Genomic DNA, 19335 nt, shown 5'->3' with positions numbered 1-19335 from the left:
CCGAAGGAGCACTACCAGTATGACCGCCGAACTCGCCGAGGGCCTGCGCAACTGGGCTGAGGGCTACACCGCCGACACCGCCGCCGTGAACCTGCTCATCGAGCACGACGTGTGGCTGCGGCGCCCCGACTTCGTGAACCGGTGCGTCCACCAGGTCCCCGTCTCCGCGTTGGTCGACCCTGTCCGGCCCATCGCCCACATCGACTGGGAGAAGGCCGTCAAGGCCCTGAACCGGCGCACGTTCCCCGCGTCCTCCTCCGAGACCGGCGTGCTGCGCATCGCCGCCTCCCTGGCCGAAGACCACCCGGTCAAGCTCCGCGACGCCCTGGTCGGCATGGACGCAACCACCACGGCCGCGGTGCTCACCGCGCTCACCACCGCCGCCGGCCACCGCGACCGCATCACCCTCACCCTCGCCGCCCGCTCCCGGCCCGACTGGCTCTGACCGCACCACCCTCGCCAAAGCGGCCCGCGACCTGAATAGGGCTGAAGGGTGAACCTGCACCGACCGCACCCGTCGCCCCGGCCGCACCTGACCACGCCCGATGGGGCCCAGACACCACCTGCGGTGTTTGGGCCCTTCTCTTTGCCCACCCTGGAGAAGGGACATCGCGTGAAGCTTCTGGACCTGTACTCCTGCGCTGGCGGAGCCGCTCGCGGCTACCAGCACGCCGGATTCCACGTCACCGGCATCGACATCGCCCCCCGCCCGACCTACTGCGGAGACGGCTTCGTCCAAGCCGACGCCCTGGACTACGCGGCCGCCCACGGCCACCGCTACGACGCCATCCACGCCTCCCCGCCGTGCCAGAACTACTCCGCCCCCACACGCGGCACCAACGCCGCCCGCAACACCACGACCGGACGGGAACACCCGGACTTGGTCGAAGCCACCCGCGCCGTTCTGCAAGCGGTCGGGCGGCCCTACGTGATCGAGAACGTGGCCGGATCCCCGGTCCGCAAAGACCTGCGCCTGTGCGGGGAGATGTTCGGGTTGGGCGTGTTGCAGCACCGCTGGTTCGAACTCGGCGGCTGGTCAACCGCCCAACCCGCCCACCGACCGCATCGCGGCCGTGTCCGCGGGTGGCGGCACGGGGTGTTCTACGACGGCCCCTACGTGGCCGCCTACGGCGCGGGTGGAGGCAAGGCCACCGTCGCCGAGATGCAGCAGGCCAAACAGATCACGTGGACCGCCGACCGGGTGGAACTGTGCGAGGCGATCCCACCGGCCTACACCAGCTTCCTCGGAGCCCGACTGGTCGCCTTCCTGCGTGGGCAGGTGGCGGTATGAGCCTTCTGCCCTACGCCCTGGCCGCCGCCCGCCGCGGCTGGCCCGTCTTCCCCCTCACCCCCGCCAGCAAGAAACCCCCGCTGGTCAAGGACTGGGAGCGGGCGGCCACCACTGACCCGGCGCGCATCCGCGCTTGGTGGCAGCGGTGGCCCGCGGCGAACTACGGCATCGCCACCGGCCCCGCGAGCCTGGTCGTGGTCGACCTCGATGTCCCCAAGCCCCAGCAGACCCCACCCGCGACGTGGGCGCTGCCCGGGGTGGTCGAGGGCGCCGACGTGCTGGCGGTGCTGGCCGAACAGGCCGGGCAACCGCTGCCGCTGGACACCTTCACCGTCCGCACCCGCCGGGGCGGCACCCACCTGTACTTCACCCACCCCCACGAGGGACCGCGCCTGGGCAACACCAGCGGCGACCAGGGCGCCGGACTCGGGTGGCTGATCGACACCCGCGCCCACGGCGGCTACGTCGTCGGCCCCGGCTGCCCGGTTCGCGCCGCGGACGGCACGGGCAGCTACGAGGTCCTCGACCGTGCAGTCCCCGCACCATTGCCGGAATGGATAAGGAGCCTGCTGCGCAGGCACGACTCCCCGGACCGGCCCACCGCCTCCGGAGTCCCGTCGCGGGGGCCCGTGCCGGACGTGTTCACGGCGATCACCACCGACGACCGGCGCCGTGCCGCGTACGTGCGGGCCGCGGTCACCGGCGAGCTAGCCAGGGTTCGGGAGGCGCCACCCCACACCCGCAACACCAACCTGTACATCGCCGCCGCCTCGCTGGGCCAGTTCGCCCGCGAAGGCCTGCTCGACCCCGGCTGGATCGCTGACGCGCTCCACAACGCCGCGACCGCGTCCGGAGCCCGGGACACCCCGAGCCAGATCACGACCACGATCCGCTCCGGGCTCGCCAAGGGCCTCCGCGAGCCCCGACGTACCCGCACACCACCTGGAAGGACGGCCGCCTAGATGAGCGGGAACAGCGACGAGAAGAAGCCCTCCCAAGCCACGCTCCTCATCGAGATGGCCGACCGCCGAGTCGACGTCGTGGCCGGGGCGGACGGGCGCACCTACGCCGTGCAGCGCGGAGGGCCCCAGATCGCGTTCCCGCTCCTGCGCAAGGACGGGCTACGCGCACAGCTCGCCCGGCAGTACTACGCCGAGCACCACTCCGTCCCCTCGCAGTCGGCCCTGACCGACGCGATCAGTGTCCTGGAAGGACGCGCCATGGACCAAGACCCACAACCCATCAACCTGCGCCTGGCCACCCACCGCACCGAGGACGGCGACCAGGTCGTCATCGACCTGGGCACCCCGGACGGGCGGTGCGTCATCGCGGGCGCCGGCGGCTGGCACATCGCGCCGGTGTCGCCAGTGCTGTTCCGCCGCACCAAGCTGACCAGCCCCATGCCCGACCCCGGCCCGGCCGGGCAGACCGACCGCGGACTGGCCGCGCTGCGGGCCCTGCTGAACGTGGACGAGCACCACTTCCGGCTCATCGTCGGATGGCTGGTCGCCGCGTTCCTGCCCGACATCCCCCACCCGATCCTGGCCGCCAAGGGCGAGCAGGGCACCGGCAAGTCCACCGCCCTGGCCATGCTCATCAACCTCATCGATCCCTCCCCGGCGCCGCTGCGGTCCCTGCCCAAGGACATCAAGACCTGGGCCACCGTCGCCTCCGCCTCCTGGGCGGTGTGCCTGGACAACGTCTCCACCATCCCGATGTGGCTCTCGGACACCCTGTGCAAGGCCGTCACCGGCGACGGCCTGGTCGACCGGGCCCTGTACTCCGACGACGACGTGTCCGTGCTGGCCTTCCGCCGCCTGCTCGCGCTGACCTCGATCGACACCGGGGCGCTGGCCTCGGACCTGTCCGAGCGGATGCTGACCGCGGAGTTCCTGCCCATCAAGGGCGACCAACGCCGCACCGACGCCGAGGTCAAAGCCACCTTCGACGAGGCCGCCCCCGCGATCCGCGCGGCCCTGTTGGACCTGCTCTGCCGGGTGCTGGCCGAGCTGCCCACGACCCACCTGGCCGAGCTGCCGCGGATGGCGGACTTCGCCCGCATCCTCGGAGCCCTGGACACGGTCATGGGCTGGGACACCCTGCACACCTACCGGGCCGCCTCGGAGATCACCAGCGCCGACCTGCTCGACGCCAAGCCCTTCACCTCCGCCGTCGCGGACTTCATCGACGAACGCGGTACTTGGACCGGATCCATCAGCCAGCTCCTGGGGCTGATCCCCGCGCCCGAGGTGCGGCCCCGCTCCTGGCCGGTGGACGCCACCCGCGCCTCCGGACAGCTCAAGCGGGACGCCCCGGTGCTGCGCTCGATCGGTATCACCGTCGAAGAGGCCGGCCGATCGAAGGACCGCCACCGCCGCCAGCTCTACACCTTCACGGCCCACGCCCTCGACAAGCAGCCTCCGCAGCCTCCGGACGCCGATCCTGGCCTGTTCACCCCGGTGACCAGCCAGGACACCATTTTTTTTGACCACCGAGTCACATCTGACCCTGCGGAGGCTAACGGCTCAGCCTCCGCAGCCTCCGCACCAGGCTCCGCGCATCACCCCAGCTCACAGGAGTCGTCGGAGGCTGCGGACCCTGCGGAGGCTGTCGTCCCCCAACTCTCTAAAAAGGTGCCCGACCCCCTGCCCATAGAGACGGGATCGTGCACCTCGTGCGGTGCCGCGTTCCGCCGCTACGAGCCCACCACCCACCCGAGCGTGTGCGGCTCCTGCGCACACCACCACCGCACCTGACCGCACCGCGAAAGGCGGCCCCGGCCCGAACTGCCACGCACCGGCCGGGGCCACGCCCCACCCGATGAAGGAGAGGCACCACCAGCATGACCGCTGAACAGCAGAACGCGAAGCGCGGATCGACCACAGCCGCCCGGCTCTGGACGCTCGAAGAGACCGCGGGCTTCCTCGGAGTCCCCGAGACGACCCTCTACCAGTGGCGCCACAAGAGGACCGGGCCGCCCTCCCACCGGGTGGGCAGGCACGTTCGCTACTACCCGGAGGCCGTGCACGAGTGGGTGCGGTCCCAGGCCTGACCGGGCGCAGTCGGCGGTGCCAGCGGGAGGAATCCCGCCGGCACCGCCTTTTTCTGTTTCCAGCACGAACCACAGCAAGGACGCCCATGCCCGTAGTCGACCTCTGGCACAAGACGGAGACCCAACCGGACGGCTCCCGCAAGAAGGTGCGGAGCAGCAAGTACGGCAGGGGGAAGCGTTGGGCTGCCCGGTACCGGGCCCTGGACGGAGAGCAGAAGGCGCCGGTCTTCGAGACACAGGAGAAGGCTCGCCAGCACCTCAGGCAGGTCGAGGGAGACCTGGCCCGCGGGCAGTACGTCGACCCGAAGGCGGGGCGGGTTCTCCTGGAGGAGTTCGCCCGGCCGTTCATCGCCAACGCGTCGGTCGACGAAGCCACGCGGTACGCGATGGAGCAGCGCTTCCAACGGCACATCTACCCGCTGATAGGCAGGCGACCCATGAACACCATCCGCCCGTCGGACATCCAGAACTGGATCAGGGGACGGCAGCAGGAGCTGGGGGACCGGACTGTCCGGACCATGTTCGAAAACCTCTCCAGCGTCTTCTCAGCGGCCGTGGACGACGACGTCCTTGCCAAGAACCCCTGCCGGGCCAAGTCGGTGAAGGCGCCGTCCCCCACGCAGAAGAAGATCGTGCCCTGGCCGGTGAGCCGCGTGGTCGCCGTCCGGGCCGCGCTGCCGGAGCGCTACCGGGCTCTCGTGGACATGGGGGTCGGCTGCGGGCTGCGCCAGGGGGAGGTGTTCGGCGTGGCCGCCACCGACTTCGACTTCGCGGAAGAGGTGCTGCGGGTGCGCCGCCAGGTCAAGATCGTGCGCAGCACCCTGTGCTTCGCGCCGCCCAAGGGAGGCAAGGAGCGGTACGTGCCGCTCCCGCGGAGCGTGGCCGTTCCCCTGGCTGAGCACATGCGGCGCTTCCCGCCCGTGGAAGTCACCCTGCCGTGGAAGAAGCCGGACGGGAAGCCGGTGACGGAGCAGCTGGTCTTCACCGGGCGAGAGCGCAAGGCCCTCAACAAGAACTACGTGAACCCCTACCTGTGGAAGCCCGCGCTCGCGTCCGCGGGTGTGATCGGCCGGCGGGAGCCGGGGGGACGCTTCGAGGAGTCCAGGGAGCACGGCTTCCACGCCCTGCGCCACCTCTTCGCGTCCCTGGTCCTGTCCGGCGGGGCCAACATCCGGGACCTGGCCGACTACCTGGGGCACGCGGACCCGGGGTTCACCCTGCGGACCTACGTCCACATGATGCCGACGTCCTCCCAGAAAATGCGGGAGGCCATCGACAGCGCGTGGAACGCTGGCGATGGCCTCTGAGGCTCGCGATGTGCGCCCGACGTGCGCCCGGTGGGGGAGTAGCCCCTGAAGGCGCACGTCAGGGCGTTGCAGGCCTAGATGTCGTAGTACAGCTCGAACTCGCGCGGGTGCGGGCGCAGGCGCAGGGAGTCGATCTCCTCGGTGCGCTTGAAGTCCACGTAGGTCTCCAGGAGGTCCTTGGTGAACACACCGCCCTCCAGGAGGAACTCGTGGTCCTCCTCCACCGCGTGGAGCGCGTCGTCCAGCGAGGCCGGGACGGTCTTGATGGCCTTGGCCTCGGCCGGGGGCAGCTCGTAGAGGTCCTTGTCCACGGGCTCCGGCGGCTCGATCTTGTTCTTGATGCCGTCGACGCCGGCCATGAGCATGGCGGAGAAGGCCAGGTACGGGTTGGCCGACGGGTCCGGCACGCGGAACTCGATGCGCTTGGCCTTGGGGTTGGAGCCGGTCAGCGGCAGGCGGATGCACGCGGAGCGGTTGCGCTGGCTGTAGACCAGGTTGATCGGGGCCTCGTAGCCGGGCACCAGGCGGTGGTAGGAGTTCACCGTCGGGTTGGTGAAGGCGAGCAGCGCCGGGGCGTGCTTGAGCAGGCCGCCGATGTAGTAGCGCGCGGTGTCGGACAGCTGGCCGTAGCCGGACTCGTCGAAGAACAGCGGCTCGCCGTCCTTCCACAGGCTCTGGTGGCAGTGCATGCCGGAGCCGTTGTCGCCGAACAGCGGCTTGGGCATGAAGGTCGCCGTCTTGCCCGCCTCGTTGGCGACGTTCTTGACGATGTACTTGTACAGCTGCACGCGGTCGGCCTGCTGGAGCAGGGTGCCGAACCGGATGCCGATCTCGGCCTGGCCGGCGGTGCCGACCTCGTGGTGCTGGAGCTCGACCTCGATGCCGGCCTCGATGAGGGCGCGCACCATGTCCGAGCGCAGGTCGCTGTAGTGGTCGACCGGCTCGACGGGGAAGTAGCCGCCCTTGTAGCGGGGGCGGTAGCCGCGGTTGCCGCCCTCGATCGCGGAGCCGGTGTTCCAGGCGCCCTCGATGGAGTCGATCTCGTAGAAGCCGGTGTTGGACCGGGTCTCGAACTTGACGTCGTCGAAGATGTAGAACTCGGCCTCGGGGCCGAAGAACGCGGTGTCGGCGACGCCGGAGCCGCGCAGGAACGCCTCGGCCTTGCGGGCGACGTTGCGCGGGTCGCGGCTGTACGACTCCAGGGTGAGGGGGTCGTGGACGAAGAACGTCATGTTCAGCGTCTTGTGCTTGCGGAAGGGGTCCAGGACACCGGTGCTCAGGTCGGGGAGCAGCAGCATGTCGGACTCGTGGATGGCCTGGAAACCGCGGATCGACGAGCCGTCGAACATCTGACCGTCGGTGAACGTCGAGGCGTCGACGTTCTCGGTCGGGAGGGTAACGTGGTTCACGCCCCCGAACAGGTCCGTGAAACGGACGTCGAGGAACTTGACGTCCTCGTCCCGGATGAAAGCGAGCACCTCGTCGACGCTGCTGAACAAAACGAACCTCCGTGCAGGTGGCTGAGACGACGGGATCCGGCGGGCCGCTCCATCGCGGACGTGGCGGATCATCGCGGCGTCTCCCGGCTTCGCTGACGAAGCTAAGAGCGCGGGATTTCCGCGCCGTGTCTCCATTGTTTCCTGCATGTTACGGAGCCCGGTGTTGCCGCAGACCACCCCGGCTGACCCGGTGATTCCGGCGTGTACGGGGCGAAAACCGGACATGTGCGAGTCCGGGTGTGTCGTGTGCCACCGCGCCCGCCCCCACCCGGGTCGGGGCCGTGCGCCGCGGTGGATACCGTGGAGGGCATGAGCGAGGACAGGGGCGCGGCGGCCGCGACCGACGATTTCCGATACCGCGGCAACCGGCTCGGCCTGCCCGAGGAGGGGCCCGGCTCGGTCCCGGGCGTGGGGCGCCGCCTGGTGGGCCTGCTGCTGGACTGGCTGCTCGCGCTCCTGGTCGCCGCGGGGCTGTACTCCGCGGGCGCCATCGGCGCCGGGATCGCCGACGAGCAGCAGGCGACCAGCCTGGTCAGCAACACCGCGCTGCTGGTGTTCGCCGTGATGAACATCCTGCTGCTCACCCTGTTCGGCACCTCGGTCGGCCGCCGCCTCGCCGGTGTGGGGATCAAGGCCACCGGCGAGCGCCCCTGGCCGTGGTTCGCCTCGATGGCCGTGCGCACCCTGCTGCTGTGCCTGGTCATCCCGGCCGTCATCTACGACCGCGACACCCGCGGGCTGCACGACCGCGCAGCCGGGACCGTGGCCGTCCGCCTCTGAGCGCTCCCGCGCCGACGGTCCCGACCAGGTCACAAGTGGATTTACGGCACTCGGGGTGCTGTTAACATCCGATTCTCGACCACACCGTCCCGGGACGGTGTGATCCCCTCATCGGACGCCTCGCGTCACTTCTCCCTCCCGGGCCCCACCCCACCCCTCGAAGGTTCGCATGGCCGGAAAACGCTCTGCCGCACGCCCCGCGGGGGCCCTGGACGCCCTGCGCCTGTCCGCCGGGCAGTGGGTCGCCTGCGTGGTCACCGCCCTGTCGATCATCGGGAGCCTGGGCGGCTACCTCTGGTACCAGGGCATCGCGAACAACATCACGACGGCCCAGGTCGACACCGACGCGTGGGACCGCCCCACCAGCGTCGAGGGCGTGATGAACCTGCTGGTGATCGGCTCCGACGTGCGCTCGGGGGAGAACGCCAACTACGGCGAGGTCGAGGGCGAGCGCCCGGACATGATGCTCATCGCCAGCATCAACGTCGACAGCGGCTCCGTCACCATGGTCAACCTGCCCCGCGACCTGGTCGTGGACCTGCCCGCGTGCGAGCAGGTCGAGGGCTACCAGGGGATGGCCGCCCAGAGCGGCATGATCAACTCGGCGATGACGTTCGGCGGCGTCGGCTGCCAGTGGAACACCGTCGAGCAGGTCACCGGCGTCCACCTGGACCACTTCGTCATGATGGACTTCACCGGGTTCAAGGACATGGTCGACGCCGTGGGCGGCGTGCAGATGTGCATCCCCTCGGCGATCGACGACCCCAAGGCGCACCTGGTCCTGGAGGCCGGCGACCAGACCCTGGACGGCGAGCAGTCCCTGGGGTACGTCCGCTCCCGCTACGGCCAGGGCGACGGCAGCGACCTGTCCCGCATCGAGCGCCAGCAGCAGTTCATGGGCGCCATGCTGCGCCAGGTCCTCAGCAGCGAGGTGATGACCAGCCCGCTGGCCATCACCAACTTCCTCAACGCGGTCACCGAGTCGGTGACCGCCGACGACGAGTTCACCGTCGACACGATGACCGACATCGCGATCTCCATGCGCGAGGTGGACCTCAAGAAGATCCAGTTCGTCACGGTGCCCAACGGCCAGCACCCGGCCGACGCCAACCGGCTGGCGCTGAGCGAGCCCGCGGCCTCGGAGCTGTTCGCCGCCATCAACTCCGGCGCCGACCTCAGCGGCGGCGAGGAGGAGGCCGAGGAGCCGCAGGAGGCGCCCGCCGACGCGCCGGACCCGGCGGACATCTCCCTGGACGTGCTCAACGGGACCGCGGTCGAGGGGCTGGCCTCCCAGGTCGCCGAGCGGCTGACCTCCGACGGGTACACCGTGGTCGCCACCGGCAACCCCGAGGTCCGCGTCCCCGCGGTCACCACCGTCTACCACGCCCCCGGCCAGGAGGCCGCCGCCGAGCTGCTGGCGAAGTCGCTGGAGACCGCGGTCACCGAGGAGGCGGCCGGGCTCACCGGCACCCTCGAACTGGTCCTGGGCCCGGACTGGACCGGGTTCAAGGGCGACGAGTCCTCGGCGGACCTGTCGGTCACCGACGACCTGGGCGGGATCACCGCGGAGGCGGAGCCGGCCAGCGCCTGCTGATCCCGCAGGGGGGTGTTCCGGTCCCCGGGGCCTCATGACCCGTATTTGACCGAAACCCGGGCTTCGGCGTACCGTGCGGTAGCGTTCGGCCGTGATCCCCGCGTGACCCTCGGGCGTACGCGGGAAAATCGGTCACCCCCTCCTTTGTCCCTGAACGGATCGCAGGTGCCCTGTTGGCTCCCAGACACGTGTCCAGAACCGTCAAGTCCGCGGCGGCGAGAGCGGGGATGTCCCCGGGCCAGTGGGTGGCCTGCGGACTGACGGGCGTGGTCATCGCCGGCAGCCTGGTCGGCTACGCGGGCTACCGCGACGCGCTGGCGGTGCAGACCGAGGACATCGACACCGACGCCTGGGGGGACCGCCCGGCGCAGGTGGAGGGCATCCACAACATCCTGCTGCTCGCCACCGACGAGCGGGCGGGGGACGACGCCGAGTACAGCGTCGCCAACGGCATCCGGCCCGACGTGCTGGTCCTGGTCAACATCGACGTCGACAAGGGCGGCGTGACCATGGTCAACATGCCCCGCGACCTGATGGTCACCATGCCCGGCTGCGACCCGGCCGAGGACAAGCCCGGCATCACCACCGGGACGGTGGACCAGCTCAACCACGCCATGTTCTACGGCGGCCTGGACTGCCAGGGCAAGACCATCGAGAACATCACCGGCGTCCACCTGGACCACATGGTGCTCGTCGACTTCGCCGGCTTCCAGTCCATCGTGGACTCCGTCGGCGGGATCGACATGTGCATCCCCGAGCCGCTCCAGGACCCCAAGGCCAAGCTGGACCTGCCCGCCGGGGAGCAGACCCTGGACGGCCTCCAGGCCCTGGCCCTGGCCCGCTCCCGGGACACCACCGAGAACGGCAGCGACCTGGACCGCATCAAGCGCCAGCAGGAGATGATCGGCGCCATCCTGCGCAAGGTCACCACCGGCGAGATCATGTCCAGCCCCGCCACGCTCTACGACTTCTTCGGCTCGGTCACCGACAGCATGACCACCGACAGCGAGTTCGGCGTCGACGAGATGGCCGAGCTCGCCATCGCCATGCGTGAGGTGGACCTGGGGCGGATGAACATGGTGACGGTCCCGGTCGAGGACTACAACGACGCCAAGGTCCAGTTCATGGAGCCCCAGGCCTCGGAGCTGTTCACCGCCGTCGCCGCGGGCGAGGCCACCGCCGCCGAGCGGGAGGAGCCCGGGGACGGGGAGGGCGGGGAGTCCCCCGAGGAGGCCGTCGACCCGTCCGAGGTGTCGGTCCACATCGTCAACAACGTCGGCACCCCGGGCCTGGCCGGCCAGGTGGAGCCGCTGCTGGCCGGGCTGGGCTTCACGGTGACCGGCTCGGGCAACCCCACCACCCGCGCCCCGGAGCAGACCACGGTCTACCACGCCCCCGGAGAGCAGGGGCGGGCGCAGGCTCTGGCGGACGCGCTCGTCAGCGGCGCACAGGTGGAGGAGGCCGCCGACCTGTCCGGCTCGGTGGAGCTGGTCATGGGCGCCGACTGGCAGGGCGTGGAGCTGGAGGCCGGATCCGGGGACGGGCCGGCCGCGGAGCCCGGCGGCGCGCTGGAGGGCCTGGAGGGGACCTCGGCCGACCAGGCCGTCGACTGCGGGTAGGGACGACCGCACACGGGCGCACGGGCCCCGGGAGCGCCGCACGGCGCACCCGGGGCCCTCGCCGTGCCGCCCGGGCGCGGGCGGGCTGGAACCCTGCCCGTCCCCCGGCCGCGGGGGAGCGGCGGAGACCGCCGTGGTCCCGGTGCCCGTCGGCGCCCCGGTGCCGGGGCCGGCCGAGGTGTTCCGGCGCGGCGCCCGGATGCGCGACGACGTACGGGGCCCGGCCCGGAGCCGCCCGGGGAGGACGAGGGCGCGGACACCCCCGTGCGGCCGGACGGGGTGCCTGGCCGCCCGCGGGGCCATCCTCACCGGAGGCGCCGCCCGGGTCGGGACCACCGCGCTCGACCCGGCGGTGCTCGGCGACGGCCGCGCCCGGCCCGTCCGGTTCGGCACGCCGGCGGCCCCGTGCCGCGAGCCGGGCCGCCGCCCGGCGGCCCCACCGGCCGCGCACCCGCGGCGGGCCGGGGCCGACCCGTGCGCACCGCACGCACGGAAAAGGGGGCGCGCACCCGGCCGCGGCCGGACGCGCGCCCCCCTCGCGGCGGGCGCCGGGCCGGTCAGCCGCCGCCCTGGCCGCGCATGCCCTTGGGCATCTTCGCGTTGCGGGGCAGCGGGCCCTTGGGCATCTGCATCTTGGCGGGCAGGGCGCGCAGCCGGTAGTTCAGCTGCGTGACGTCCTTCTTGTCCAGGGTGCGCGGCAGCCGCACCAGGGTGCGCTGGAGCTTGGACAGCGGGACCTGGTCCTCGCCGTTGCCCACCTTGTAGTCGTAGATGGGGGTGTCCAGGGCCACCCGGGAGACGCGCTTCTTCTCCGAGGAGATCAGCGACTTCAGGCGGTGCGGGTCGCCCTCGCCCACCAGCACGACGCCGGGCCGGCCGATCACCCGGTGCACCACGTCCTGCTGCCGGTTGGCGTTGACCGCGAACTCGGTCGTCCAGTTGCCGCGCATGTTGTCCAGGATCGCCGCGCCCGCGCCGATCTGGCCGTCGAGCATCTTGTACTGCACGCGCTGGGCCGAGCGGGTGAAGATGATGAAGCCGGTCAGCAGCGCGATCGGCAGGCCGGTCAGCGGCCACAGGATCCACGAGCCGGTGATGATGCCGACGGCGACGAACACGGCGAGGATCAGCACCGCGACGCCCGCGGCCAGCGGGATGCTGCGCGGGCTCTGGCGGTGGACGACCTTGGCGACCATGCCGATCTGCTTGAGCCGGCCGGGCTCCTTCTTGTCCTTGCCGGCGGTTGCTGCGCTCTCGGAACCCTTTTTCGCCATCGTGCTCTCAGGCAGCGCGCGCCGACGGACCGTCGGCGGGGACGGAGATCCCGAAGCTGCCTTGCCTCCTTCTACGCGGTCGACTCGTGCGGCGCCCTTCGGCGCCACCTGGCGGGGCGCCCTGTCGGGCCCCAGGATATGCGGCGGGACCCCGGTGCGCGGAACGGTGGCCCGGGGGCCACCGTTCCAGCTTGGTCACGACTCGGGCCGAACACCCGTTATGTACTACTTCGCCATTGCCGCGACCTCGGCGTCACGCTTCTCGCGCGCCTGCTGGTACAGGCGCCCGGCCCGGTAGGAGGACCGCACCAGGGGGCCCGACATGACACCCGCGAAGCCGATCTCCTCGGCCTCCAGGCCCAGGTCCACGAACTCCTGGGGCTTCACCCACCGGTCGATCGGGTGGTGCAGCTTGGAGGGGCGCAGGTACTGGGTGATGGTCAGCAGGTCGCAGCCGGCCTCGTGCAGGTCGCGCATGGCCTCGCTGATCTCCTCCCGGGTCTCGCCCATGCCCAGGATGAGGTTCGACTTGGTGACCAGGCCGTCCGCGCGCGCCTCGGTGATGACCCGCAGCGAGCGCTCGTAGCGGAAGCCCGGGCGGATGCGCTTGAAGATCCGCGGCACCGTCTCCACGTTGTGCGCGAGCACCTCGGGGCGGGACCCGAAGACCTCGGCCAGCTGGTCGGGGTCGGCGTTGAAGTCCGGGATGAGCAGCTCGACGCCGGTGCCCGGGTTCAGCTCGTGGATCTTGCGCACCGTCTCGGCGTACAGCCAGGCGCCGCCGTCGTCCAGGTCGTCGCGGGCCACGCCGGTGATGGTGGCGTAGCGCAGCTCCATCGTCTTGACCGAGTTCGCGACCTTGGTCGGCTCCATGCGGTCCAGCGCGGAGGGCTTGCCGGTGGCGATCTGGCAGAAGTCGCAGCGGCGGGTGCACTGGTCGCCGCCGATGAGGAACGTGGCCTCGCGGTCCTCCCAGCACTCGTAGATGTTGGGGCAGCCCGCCTCCTGGCACACCGTGTGCAGGCCCTCGGTCTTGACCAGGGAGCGCAGCTCGGAGTACTCGGGCCCCATGTGCGCCTTGATCTTGATCCACGGCGGCTTCTTCTCGATGGGGGTCTCGCTGTTGCGCGCCTCCACGCGCAGCAGGCGGCGGCCCTCAGGAGCGATGGTCAACGTGAACCCGTTCCCTTCTGTGCCCCGCGGCCCGGCCGTCCAAGGTGTGGACCGGGTCGTGCGGGGACCGGCTCATGGTGGTGTGTCATCACCGGGCGGTGACGGGCTCGGACAGCAGTCCGGGTCCGTCCGTGTGGCTGTACTGCCGCGCGCCCAGAACGTCCGCGAGGTGGCGCTCCATCAGCGGCCGCACCTCGGCGACCGGCACGTCGCGGCCGAGTTCGGCGCTGAGCGAGGTGACCCCGGCGTCGGAGATGCCGCAGGGGACGATCCGGTCGAACCACGACATGTCATTGTTGCAGTTCAGGGCGAGCCCGTGCATGCCGACCCCGCGGGCGATACGGCAGCCGATCGCCGCGACCTTGCGTTCGATGAGGCCCCGGCCGGGATCGGCGGCCAGCCACACGCCGGTGCGCCCCTCCACCCGCAGCCCGGTGAGGCCGTACTCCGCGACGGTGCGGATGATCGCCTCCTCCAGCATGCGGACGTAGGCGATCACGTCGACGGGGTCCTTCAGCCGCACGATGGGGTACACCGTGAGCTGTCCGGGGCCGTGCCACGTGATCTTGCCGCCCCGGTCGATGTCGACGACCGGCGCGCCCGGGTCGGTGATGGGACGATCCCACCTCCCGGTGCGTTTGCCCGCCGTGTACACGGGCTCGTGCTCCAGCAGCAGGACGGTGTCCGCCACTTCGTCGGCGACGCGGCGCTCGTGGAGCCGCTTCTGCAGGTCCCAGCCCTCGTGGTAGGGGACGGGGGCATCGCCGAGCCATGCGTAAACGAGATCACTCACACATTCACTCTACGCCCCGGCGGAGGGCAGCGGTCGGGCCAGGATGTCGGATAGCGCACTGTCGATGGTGGGAAGTGTGAAGGAATAACCTTCCGTGATCAGGCGTTCGGGGCGGCCCCGCAGATCCAGCAGGGCGGTCTCCTGCGCGTAGTCCCCCAGGGTGACGCGCAGGGCCGTCTCCGGGACCCGCAGTACCGCCCGCCGGTCCAGGGCCCGTGCCAGGGCCTCGGTGAAGTCGGCGTTGCTCACCGGCTCGGGCGCGCAGAGGTTGACCGGCCCGGTCAGGTCCGGCCGGTCGAGCAGGAACCGGATCGCCCCCACCGCGTCGTCCATGGAGATCCACGTCATGTACTGCGACCCGGAGCCGATCCGGCCGCCCAGCCCCGCCCGGTACAGCGGCAGCACCGACCGCAGGTAGCCGCCGGAGCGGTCCAGGAGCACCGCCAACCGCAGGTGCGCGGTGGCGATCCCGGCGGCGGCGGCCGGGGCGGCGGCCTCCTCCCAGTCCTCGCAGACCCGGGCCAGGAAGCCGGATCCGGCCCCGTCGTCCTCGGTGACCACCCGCCCGCCGCTGTCCCCGTAGAACTGCATGCCCGAGGCGGACAGCAGCCGCGGGGGAGGGCGGTCCATGCCGGCCATCGCCCGCACCAGGGTGCGGGTCCCGCGCACCCGGGCCCGCCGGAGCGCCTCCCGGCGCCCCCGGGGCCACGGGGCCTGGCTCAGCGGCGCCCCGGCCAGGTGCACCACGGCGTCGGCGCCGTGCAGGGCCACGGTGTCCACCCGCCCCTGCTCGGGGCGCCATTCGGCCTCCTCCAGCCGGGACCGGTACACCGGCCGCGGGGCGTGCCGCACCATGCGCACCACCCGGTGCCCCTCGGCGAGCAGCGCCTCGACCAGTACCGCGCCGACGAGACCTGAGGTGCCCGTGATCGCCACTTTCATGCTCAGGTGTCTACCCGGCGCGGGAGCGAGTACCGGAGGCGGGGTGCCCTTGCGGGGGGCCGCCCGGATTTTTTCCCGGGGATTTTCGCCAAAGTCCTGCGGGGCGGCCCCCGGGTCTTCTACTTTGAACGTGGGACATGGAACTCCGCATCAGCGCGGGGCTACCGTGGGCGACGCGCTGTCGGGCTGGCTGTCGCGTCCACCCAACAGACCTTTGATGATGGGGATCATCAGGGGATGGTGATTGGTGGGGTAGAAAGACGGGGCGGCGCCGTGAGGCGCCGCCCCGTCCACGTCGTGGCCGCTCCCGGACGCCCCGCGGGGGCCGCGGGCCCTCAGACGGGGTAGGGCCGGCTCCGGCGGGCCTCGCGCAGGGCCAGGGCCCACCAGGCCAGCTCGTCCAGCAGGAGCCCGGCCGCGGCGCCGGCGCCCGCCATCTCCGGGCGTGGGAGCCCGTCCTCCCCGAACAGGGCACTCGCGTTGTGCAGGCTCACCGTGTCGCGGATCGTCGCCACGTGCAGCTCCGAGAAGACCGTGCGCAGCTGCTCGATCGCGCGCAGCCCCCCGGACATCCCCCCGTAGGAGACGAACCCCGCCGCCTTGCCGAACCACTCCCCGCGGGCCGAGTCGATCGCGCTCTTGAGCGGGCCCGGGTAGCCGTGGTTGTACTCGGGGGTGACCACCACGAACCCGTCGGCGGCGGCCACCCGGGGGCCGAAGTCCGCCACCGGGGCGCCGTGCCCGTGCCCGTGCCGCTCCGTGAGAGGGAGGTCGGCCACGTCCAGGACGTCGACGTCCAGGTCCGGCCGGGAGCGGACCAGGTCCACGAACCAGCGGGACACCGCCGGTCCCGTGCGTCCGTTCCGGTTCGCTCCCAGGATCACCGCGATCCGCAGGTTTTCCATGTGATGAGGTCCTTGTGCCGTGCCGTCGGTCCACCAACGCTAAGACCTCAACCGCCGTAGAGGTCAAGCGGATGTGATCTTCCACGCCGAAGGGCCGGGCACCGTGCGGTGCCCGGCCCTCCGGGTGGGTCGGCGGCCCGGGGCCGCCCCGTCCCGGCCCCGCGCCGGACCCCCGGCGCGGAGCGGGGGTCAGCCCAGGCCCAGCTCCGCCTCGAAGGCGCCCTCCTCCAGGCGCTCCCGCACCGTCTGGAGGAAGCGGCCGGCGTCGGCGCCGTCGATGAGCCGGTGGTCGAAGCCCAGCGACAGGTACACCATCGAGCGCACGGCGATGACCTCGCCGCCCACGGCCGGGTCCTCGACCACGATCGGGCGCTTGACGACCGCGCCGGTGCCCAGGATCGCGACCTGCGGCTGGTTGATGATCGGGGTGCCGAACAGCGCCCCGGTGCCGCCGGTCTCGGCGATGGTGAAGGTGCCGCCGCCCAGCTCGTCCGGGCCCAGCAGGCCGGTGTGGGCCCGCTCGGACAGGTCGGCGACGGTGGCGGCCAGGCCGCTCAGGTTCAGCTTGCCCGCGTCCTTGACCACCGGGGCCAGTAGGCCGCGCTCGGTGTCCACCGCCACGCCCAGGTTCTCGACGTCGTGGTAGGTCACCTCCTGCTTGTCCGCGTCGATGAACGCGTTGAGCTTGGGGTGCGCGCGCATCGCCTCGACCGTGGCCAGGGCGAAGAACGCGAAGAAGTCCGGCGCGCCGCCGTGCTCGGCGGCCCGCTCGCGCAGCCGCGCGATCTTGGTGACGTCCACCTCGACGACCTGGGTGGTCGTCGCCGAGACGCGCAGGGACTCCACCATGCTGTCGGCGATGTACTTGCGCAGCCGGGTGAGCTTCTCGGTGCGCCCGCGCAGCCCCGAGTCGTCGGTCCGCTTGCGCGGGGCCGAGGAGGGCGCGGCGGGGGCGGCGGCGCGCGCGGCGGCGGCCTTCTGCTCCTCGGCGGCCTTGAGCACGTCCTGCTTGCGGATGCGGCCGCCCACGCCGGTGCCCCGGACGCGGCTCAGGTCCACGCGGTGCTCGGCGGCGAGCTTGCGCACCAGCGGGGTCACGTAGCCCTCGGTACCGGTGTCGGTCCCCGAGGGGCCGGTGCTGCTGAGGGTGCCGATGTCCACCGACGGGCTCTCCGGGGCGGGGGCCGGGGTGCTCTCGGCGGTCGCGGGGGCGGGCTCGTCGGCGGGAGCGGCGGCCTCCGGCTCCGGGTCCCGGGCCGGCTCGGCGGGAGCCGCGGGCTCGGCCGGGGCCTGGGCGGGCGCGGCGCCCGCGCCGCCGATGATCGCGATCTGGGCGCCGATGTCCACGGTCTCGTCCTCCTGGACGAGGATCCGGGTCAGCACGCCCGCGACCGGGGAGGGGATCTCGGTGTCCACCTTGTCGGTGGAGACCTCAAGGAGCGGTTCGTCGACCTCGACGGTGTCGCCCACGTTCTTCAGCCACTGGGTCACGGTCCCCTCGGTGACGCTCTCACCCAGGGCGGGCATGGAAACGGATGTCGGCATGGGTTCCTCGTTGGATATGGGCGCGGTGTCCTGCCCGATCCCGGTGATGGGCAGCGCGGATGTACGGCGGCGGGGGCGGGCCGTGGCCCGCCCCCGCCGGTGCGGTCAGTCGTGGACGTGGAGCGGCTTGCCCGCCAGCGCGAGGTGCGCCTCGCCCAGCGCCTCCGATTGGCTCGGGTGCGGGTGGATGAGCTGGGCCACCTCGGAGGGCAGCGCCTCCCAGTTGTAGATGAGCTGCCCCTCGGCGATCAGCTCGCCGACCCGGCTGCCCACCATGTGGACGCCCAGCACGGGGCCGTCCTTCTCCGCGATGACCTTGACGGCGCCCTGCGTCTGGAGGATCTGGCTCTTGCCGTTGCCCGCCAGGTTGTAGTTCACCTCGACGACCTCCAGCCCGCGCTCGGCCGCGGCCTTGGAGGTCAGGCCGACGGAGGCGACCTCGGGCTCGCAGTAGGTGACGCGGGGGACGCCGTCGTAGTCGATCGGGGCCGGGTTGAGGCCCGCGATGTGCTCGGCGACGAAGATGCCCTCGGCGAAGCCGACGTGGGCCAGCTGCAGGGTCGGGATCAGGTCGCCGACCGCGTAGACGTTCCCGACGCCGGTGTGCAGGTTCTCGTCCACGGTGACGAAGCCGCGGTCCAGGGACACGCCCTGCTCCTCGTAGCCCAGGCCCTCGGAGACGGGGCCGCGGCCGATCGCGACCAGCAGCACCTCGGCCTCCAGGGTCTTGCCGCCCTGGAGGGTGACCGTGACGCCGGAGCCGGTGGTCTTGACCGACTCGAACGGGGTGCCCAGCTCGTACTTGATGCCGCGCTTGCGGAAGGCGCGCTCCAGCAGCTTGGAGCTGGACTCCTCCTCGACCGGCACCAGGTGCGGCAGGGCCTCGACGATGGTGACCTCGGAGCCGTAGGAGCGCCACACGCTGGCGAACTCCACGCCGATGACGCCGCCGCCCAGGACGATCACGGAGGAGGGGACGCGGTCCAGGCCCAGGGCCTGGTCGCTGGTCATGACCTTCTCGCCGTCGATCTCCAGGCCCAGGGTCTTGGGCTTGGAGCCGGTGGCCAGCAGGACGTTCGCGCCCTTGTAGACCGCGTCGCCGACGGTGACCTCGTCCTTGGCGGTGAGGCGGCCCTCGCCCTCCACGACGGTGATCTTGCGCGACTTGACCAGGCCGGTGAGGCCCTTGTGCAGGCCGTTGACCACCTTGTCCTTGTACTTGTGCACGGCCTCGATGTCGATGCCCTCGAAGGTGGCCCTGACACCGAAGTTCTCGCTCTCCTTGGCGGAGTCGGCGACCTCGGCCGAGTGCAGGAGGGCCTTGGTGGGGATGCAGCCGCGGTGCAGGCAGGTGCCGCCGAGCTTGTCCTTCTCGATCAGCACGACGCTCATGTCCAGCTCCGCGGCGCGCAGTGCCGCCGCGTAGCCGCCGCTGCCGCCGCCAAGGACGACGAGGTCGAAGGTGCCGCCGCTCTCACTCACGGGAACGAACTCCTTGTTGTGGTGGCTGGTGATTCGGGTGGGTCCGCGGCTCGGGGGGAGGGGACCGCGGTCGGGGCGG

Annotated in this window: 17 protein-coding genes; 9 read left to right on the top strand and 8 right to left on the bottom strand. The window is 71.5% G+C overall.

Translation table 11 applies throughout. The features are described 5' to 3' along the window. Positions 1-19: 19 nt before the first annotated feature. The 6 genes from BUE45_RS23190 (at position 20) to BUE45_RS23165 (ending at position 5650) form a co-directional block, all read left to right on the top strand. Positions 20-445, top strand: coding sequence for a hypothetical protein (locus BUE45_RS23190; RefSeq protein ID WP_073381642.1), 426 nt, complete (start codon positions 20-22; stop codon positions 443-445). 168 nt (positions 446-613) lie between these two features. Further along, positions 614-1291: a DNA cytosine methyltransferase gene (locus BUE45_RS23185; protein WP_218619582.1), complete on the top strand. Its 678-nt coding sequence runs from the start codon at positions 614-616 to the stop codon at positions 1289-1291. Then, positions 1288-2253 carry a bifunctional DNA primase/polymerase gene (locus tag BUE45_RS23180; RefSeq protein WP_073381639.1) on the top strand — a complete coding sequence of 322 codons (966 nt, stop codon included), beginning with the start codon at positions 1288-1290 and terminating at the stop codon, positions 2251-2253. Before BUE45_RS23185 ends, BUE45_RS23180 begins: the two co-directional genes overlap by 4 nt. Further along, positions 2254-4047, top strand: coding sequence for an ATP-binding protein (locus BUE45_RS23175; RefSeq protein WP_073381638.1), 1794 nt, complete (start codon positions 2254-2256; stop codon positions 4045-4047). Between the two features lie 86 nt (positions 4048-4133). Continuing rightward, positions 4134-4343, top strand: coding sequence for a helix-turn-helix transcriptional regulator (locus BUE45_RS23170; RefSeq protein ID WP_073381636.1), 210 nt, complete (start codon positions 4134-4136; stop codon positions 4341-4343). 86 nt (positions 4344-4429) lie between these two features. Next, positions 4430-5650: a tyrosine-type recombinase/integrase gene (locus tag BUE45_RS23165; protein ID WP_073381635.1), complete on the top strand. Its 1221-nt coding sequence runs from the start codon at positions 4430-4432 to the stop codon at positions 5648-5650. A 74-nt stretch (positions 5651-5724) separates the two neighbouring features. Here the strand turns inward: BUE45_RS23165 and glnA are convergent, their stop codons facing one another. Continuing rightward, a complete protein-coding gene (gene glnA / locus BUE45_RS23160; RefSeq protein WP_073381633.1) occupies positions 5725-7149 on the bottom strand; it encodes a type I glutamate--ammonia ligase in 1425 nt (474 codons plus the stop codon). A 309-nt stretch (positions 7150-7458) separates the two neighbouring features. Between glnA and BUE45_RS23155 the strand changes: the two genes are divergently transcribed. The 3 genes from BUE45_RS23155 (at position 7459) to BUE45_RS23145 (ending at position 11142) form a co-directional block, all read left to right on the top strand. Beyond that, positions 7459-7929 carry an RDD family protein gene (locus tag BUE45_RS23155; protein ID WP_073381632.1) on the top strand — a complete coding sequence of 157 codons (471 nt, stop codon included), beginning with the start codon at positions 7459-7461 and terminating at the stop codon, positions 7927-7929. A gap of 169 nt (positions 7930-8098) precedes the next feature. Beyond that, the gene (locus BUE45_RS23150) at positions 8099-9523 is read left to right on the top strand and encodes an LCP family protein (protein WP_073381630.1); all 1425 of its coding nucleotides are present in this window, start codon (positions 8099-8101) and stop codon (positions 9521-9523) included. Between the two features lie 227 nt (positions 9524-9750). Next, a complete protein-coding gene (locus BUE45_RS23145; protein ID WP_073381629.1) occupies positions 9751-11142 on the top strand; it encodes an LCP family protein in 1392 nt (463 codons plus the stop codon). A gap of 557 nt (positions 11143-11699) precedes the next feature. On the opposite strand, the gene BUE45_RS23140 is transcribed toward BUE45_RS23145, so the two are convergent. The 7 genes from BUE45_RS23140 to lpdA form a co-directional block, all read right to left on the bottom strand. Next, positions 11700-12416: a DUF4191 domain-containing protein gene (locus BUE45_RS23140; RefSeq protein ID WP_073381627.1), complete on the bottom strand. Its 717-nt coding sequence runs from the start codon at positions 12414-12416 to the stop codon at positions 11700-11702. A gap of 225 nt (positions 12417-12641) precedes the next feature. After that, entirely contained in the window at positions 12642-13589 is a 948-nt protein-coding gene (lipA, locus tag BUE45_RS23135) for a lipoyl synthase (protein ID WP_073381626.1), read from the bottom strand. An 88-nt stretch (positions 13590-13677) separates the two neighbouring features. Then, the gene (gene lipB / locus BUE45_RS23130) at positions 13678-14382 is read right to left on the bottom strand and encodes a lipoyl(octanoyl) transferase LipB (RefSeq protein WP_073381624.1); all 705 of its coding nucleotides are present in this window, start codon (positions 14380-14382) and stop codon (positions 13678-13680) included. 9 nt (positions 14383-14391) lie between these two features. Beyond that, positions 14392-15324, bottom strand: coding sequence for a TIGR01777 family oxidoreductase (locus tag BUE45_RS23125; protein ID WP_073381623.1), 933 nt, complete (start codon positions 15322-15324; stop codon positions 14392-14394). 335 nt (positions 15325-15659) lie between these two features. Then, entirely contained in the window at positions 15660-16229 is a 570-nt protein-coding gene (locus BUE45_RS23120) for an NADPH-dependent FMN reductase (protein ID WP_073381621.1), read from the bottom strand. A 189-nt stretch (positions 16230-16418) separates the two neighbouring features. After that, the gene (gene sucB, locus BUE45_RS23115) at positions 16419-17774 is read right to left on the bottom strand and encodes a 2-oxoglutarate dehydrogenase, E2 component, dihydrolipoamide succinyltransferase (protein WP_073381620.1); all 1356 of its coding nucleotides are present in this window, start codon (positions 17772-17774) and stop codon (positions 16419-16421) included. Positions 17775-17879: 105 nt separating this feature from the next. Then, a complete protein-coding gene (gene lpdA, locus BUE45_RS23110; RefSeq protein WP_073381619.1) occupies positions 17880-19256 on the bottom strand; it encodes a dihydrolipoyl dehydrogenase in 1377 nt (458 codons plus the stop codon). Between the last annotated feature and the right edge of the window lie 79 nt (positions 19257-19335).

This window comes from Nocardiopsis flavescens (genome assembly GCF_900141985.1).
GTDB classification, from domain to species: Bacteria; Actinomycetota; Actinomycetes; order Streptosporangiales; family Streptosporangiaceae; genus Nocardiopsis; species Nocardiopsis flavescens.
The sequence above is the reverse complement of the archived record's forward strand: the minus strand, read 5'-3'. Positions and strand labels throughout refer to the sequence as shown.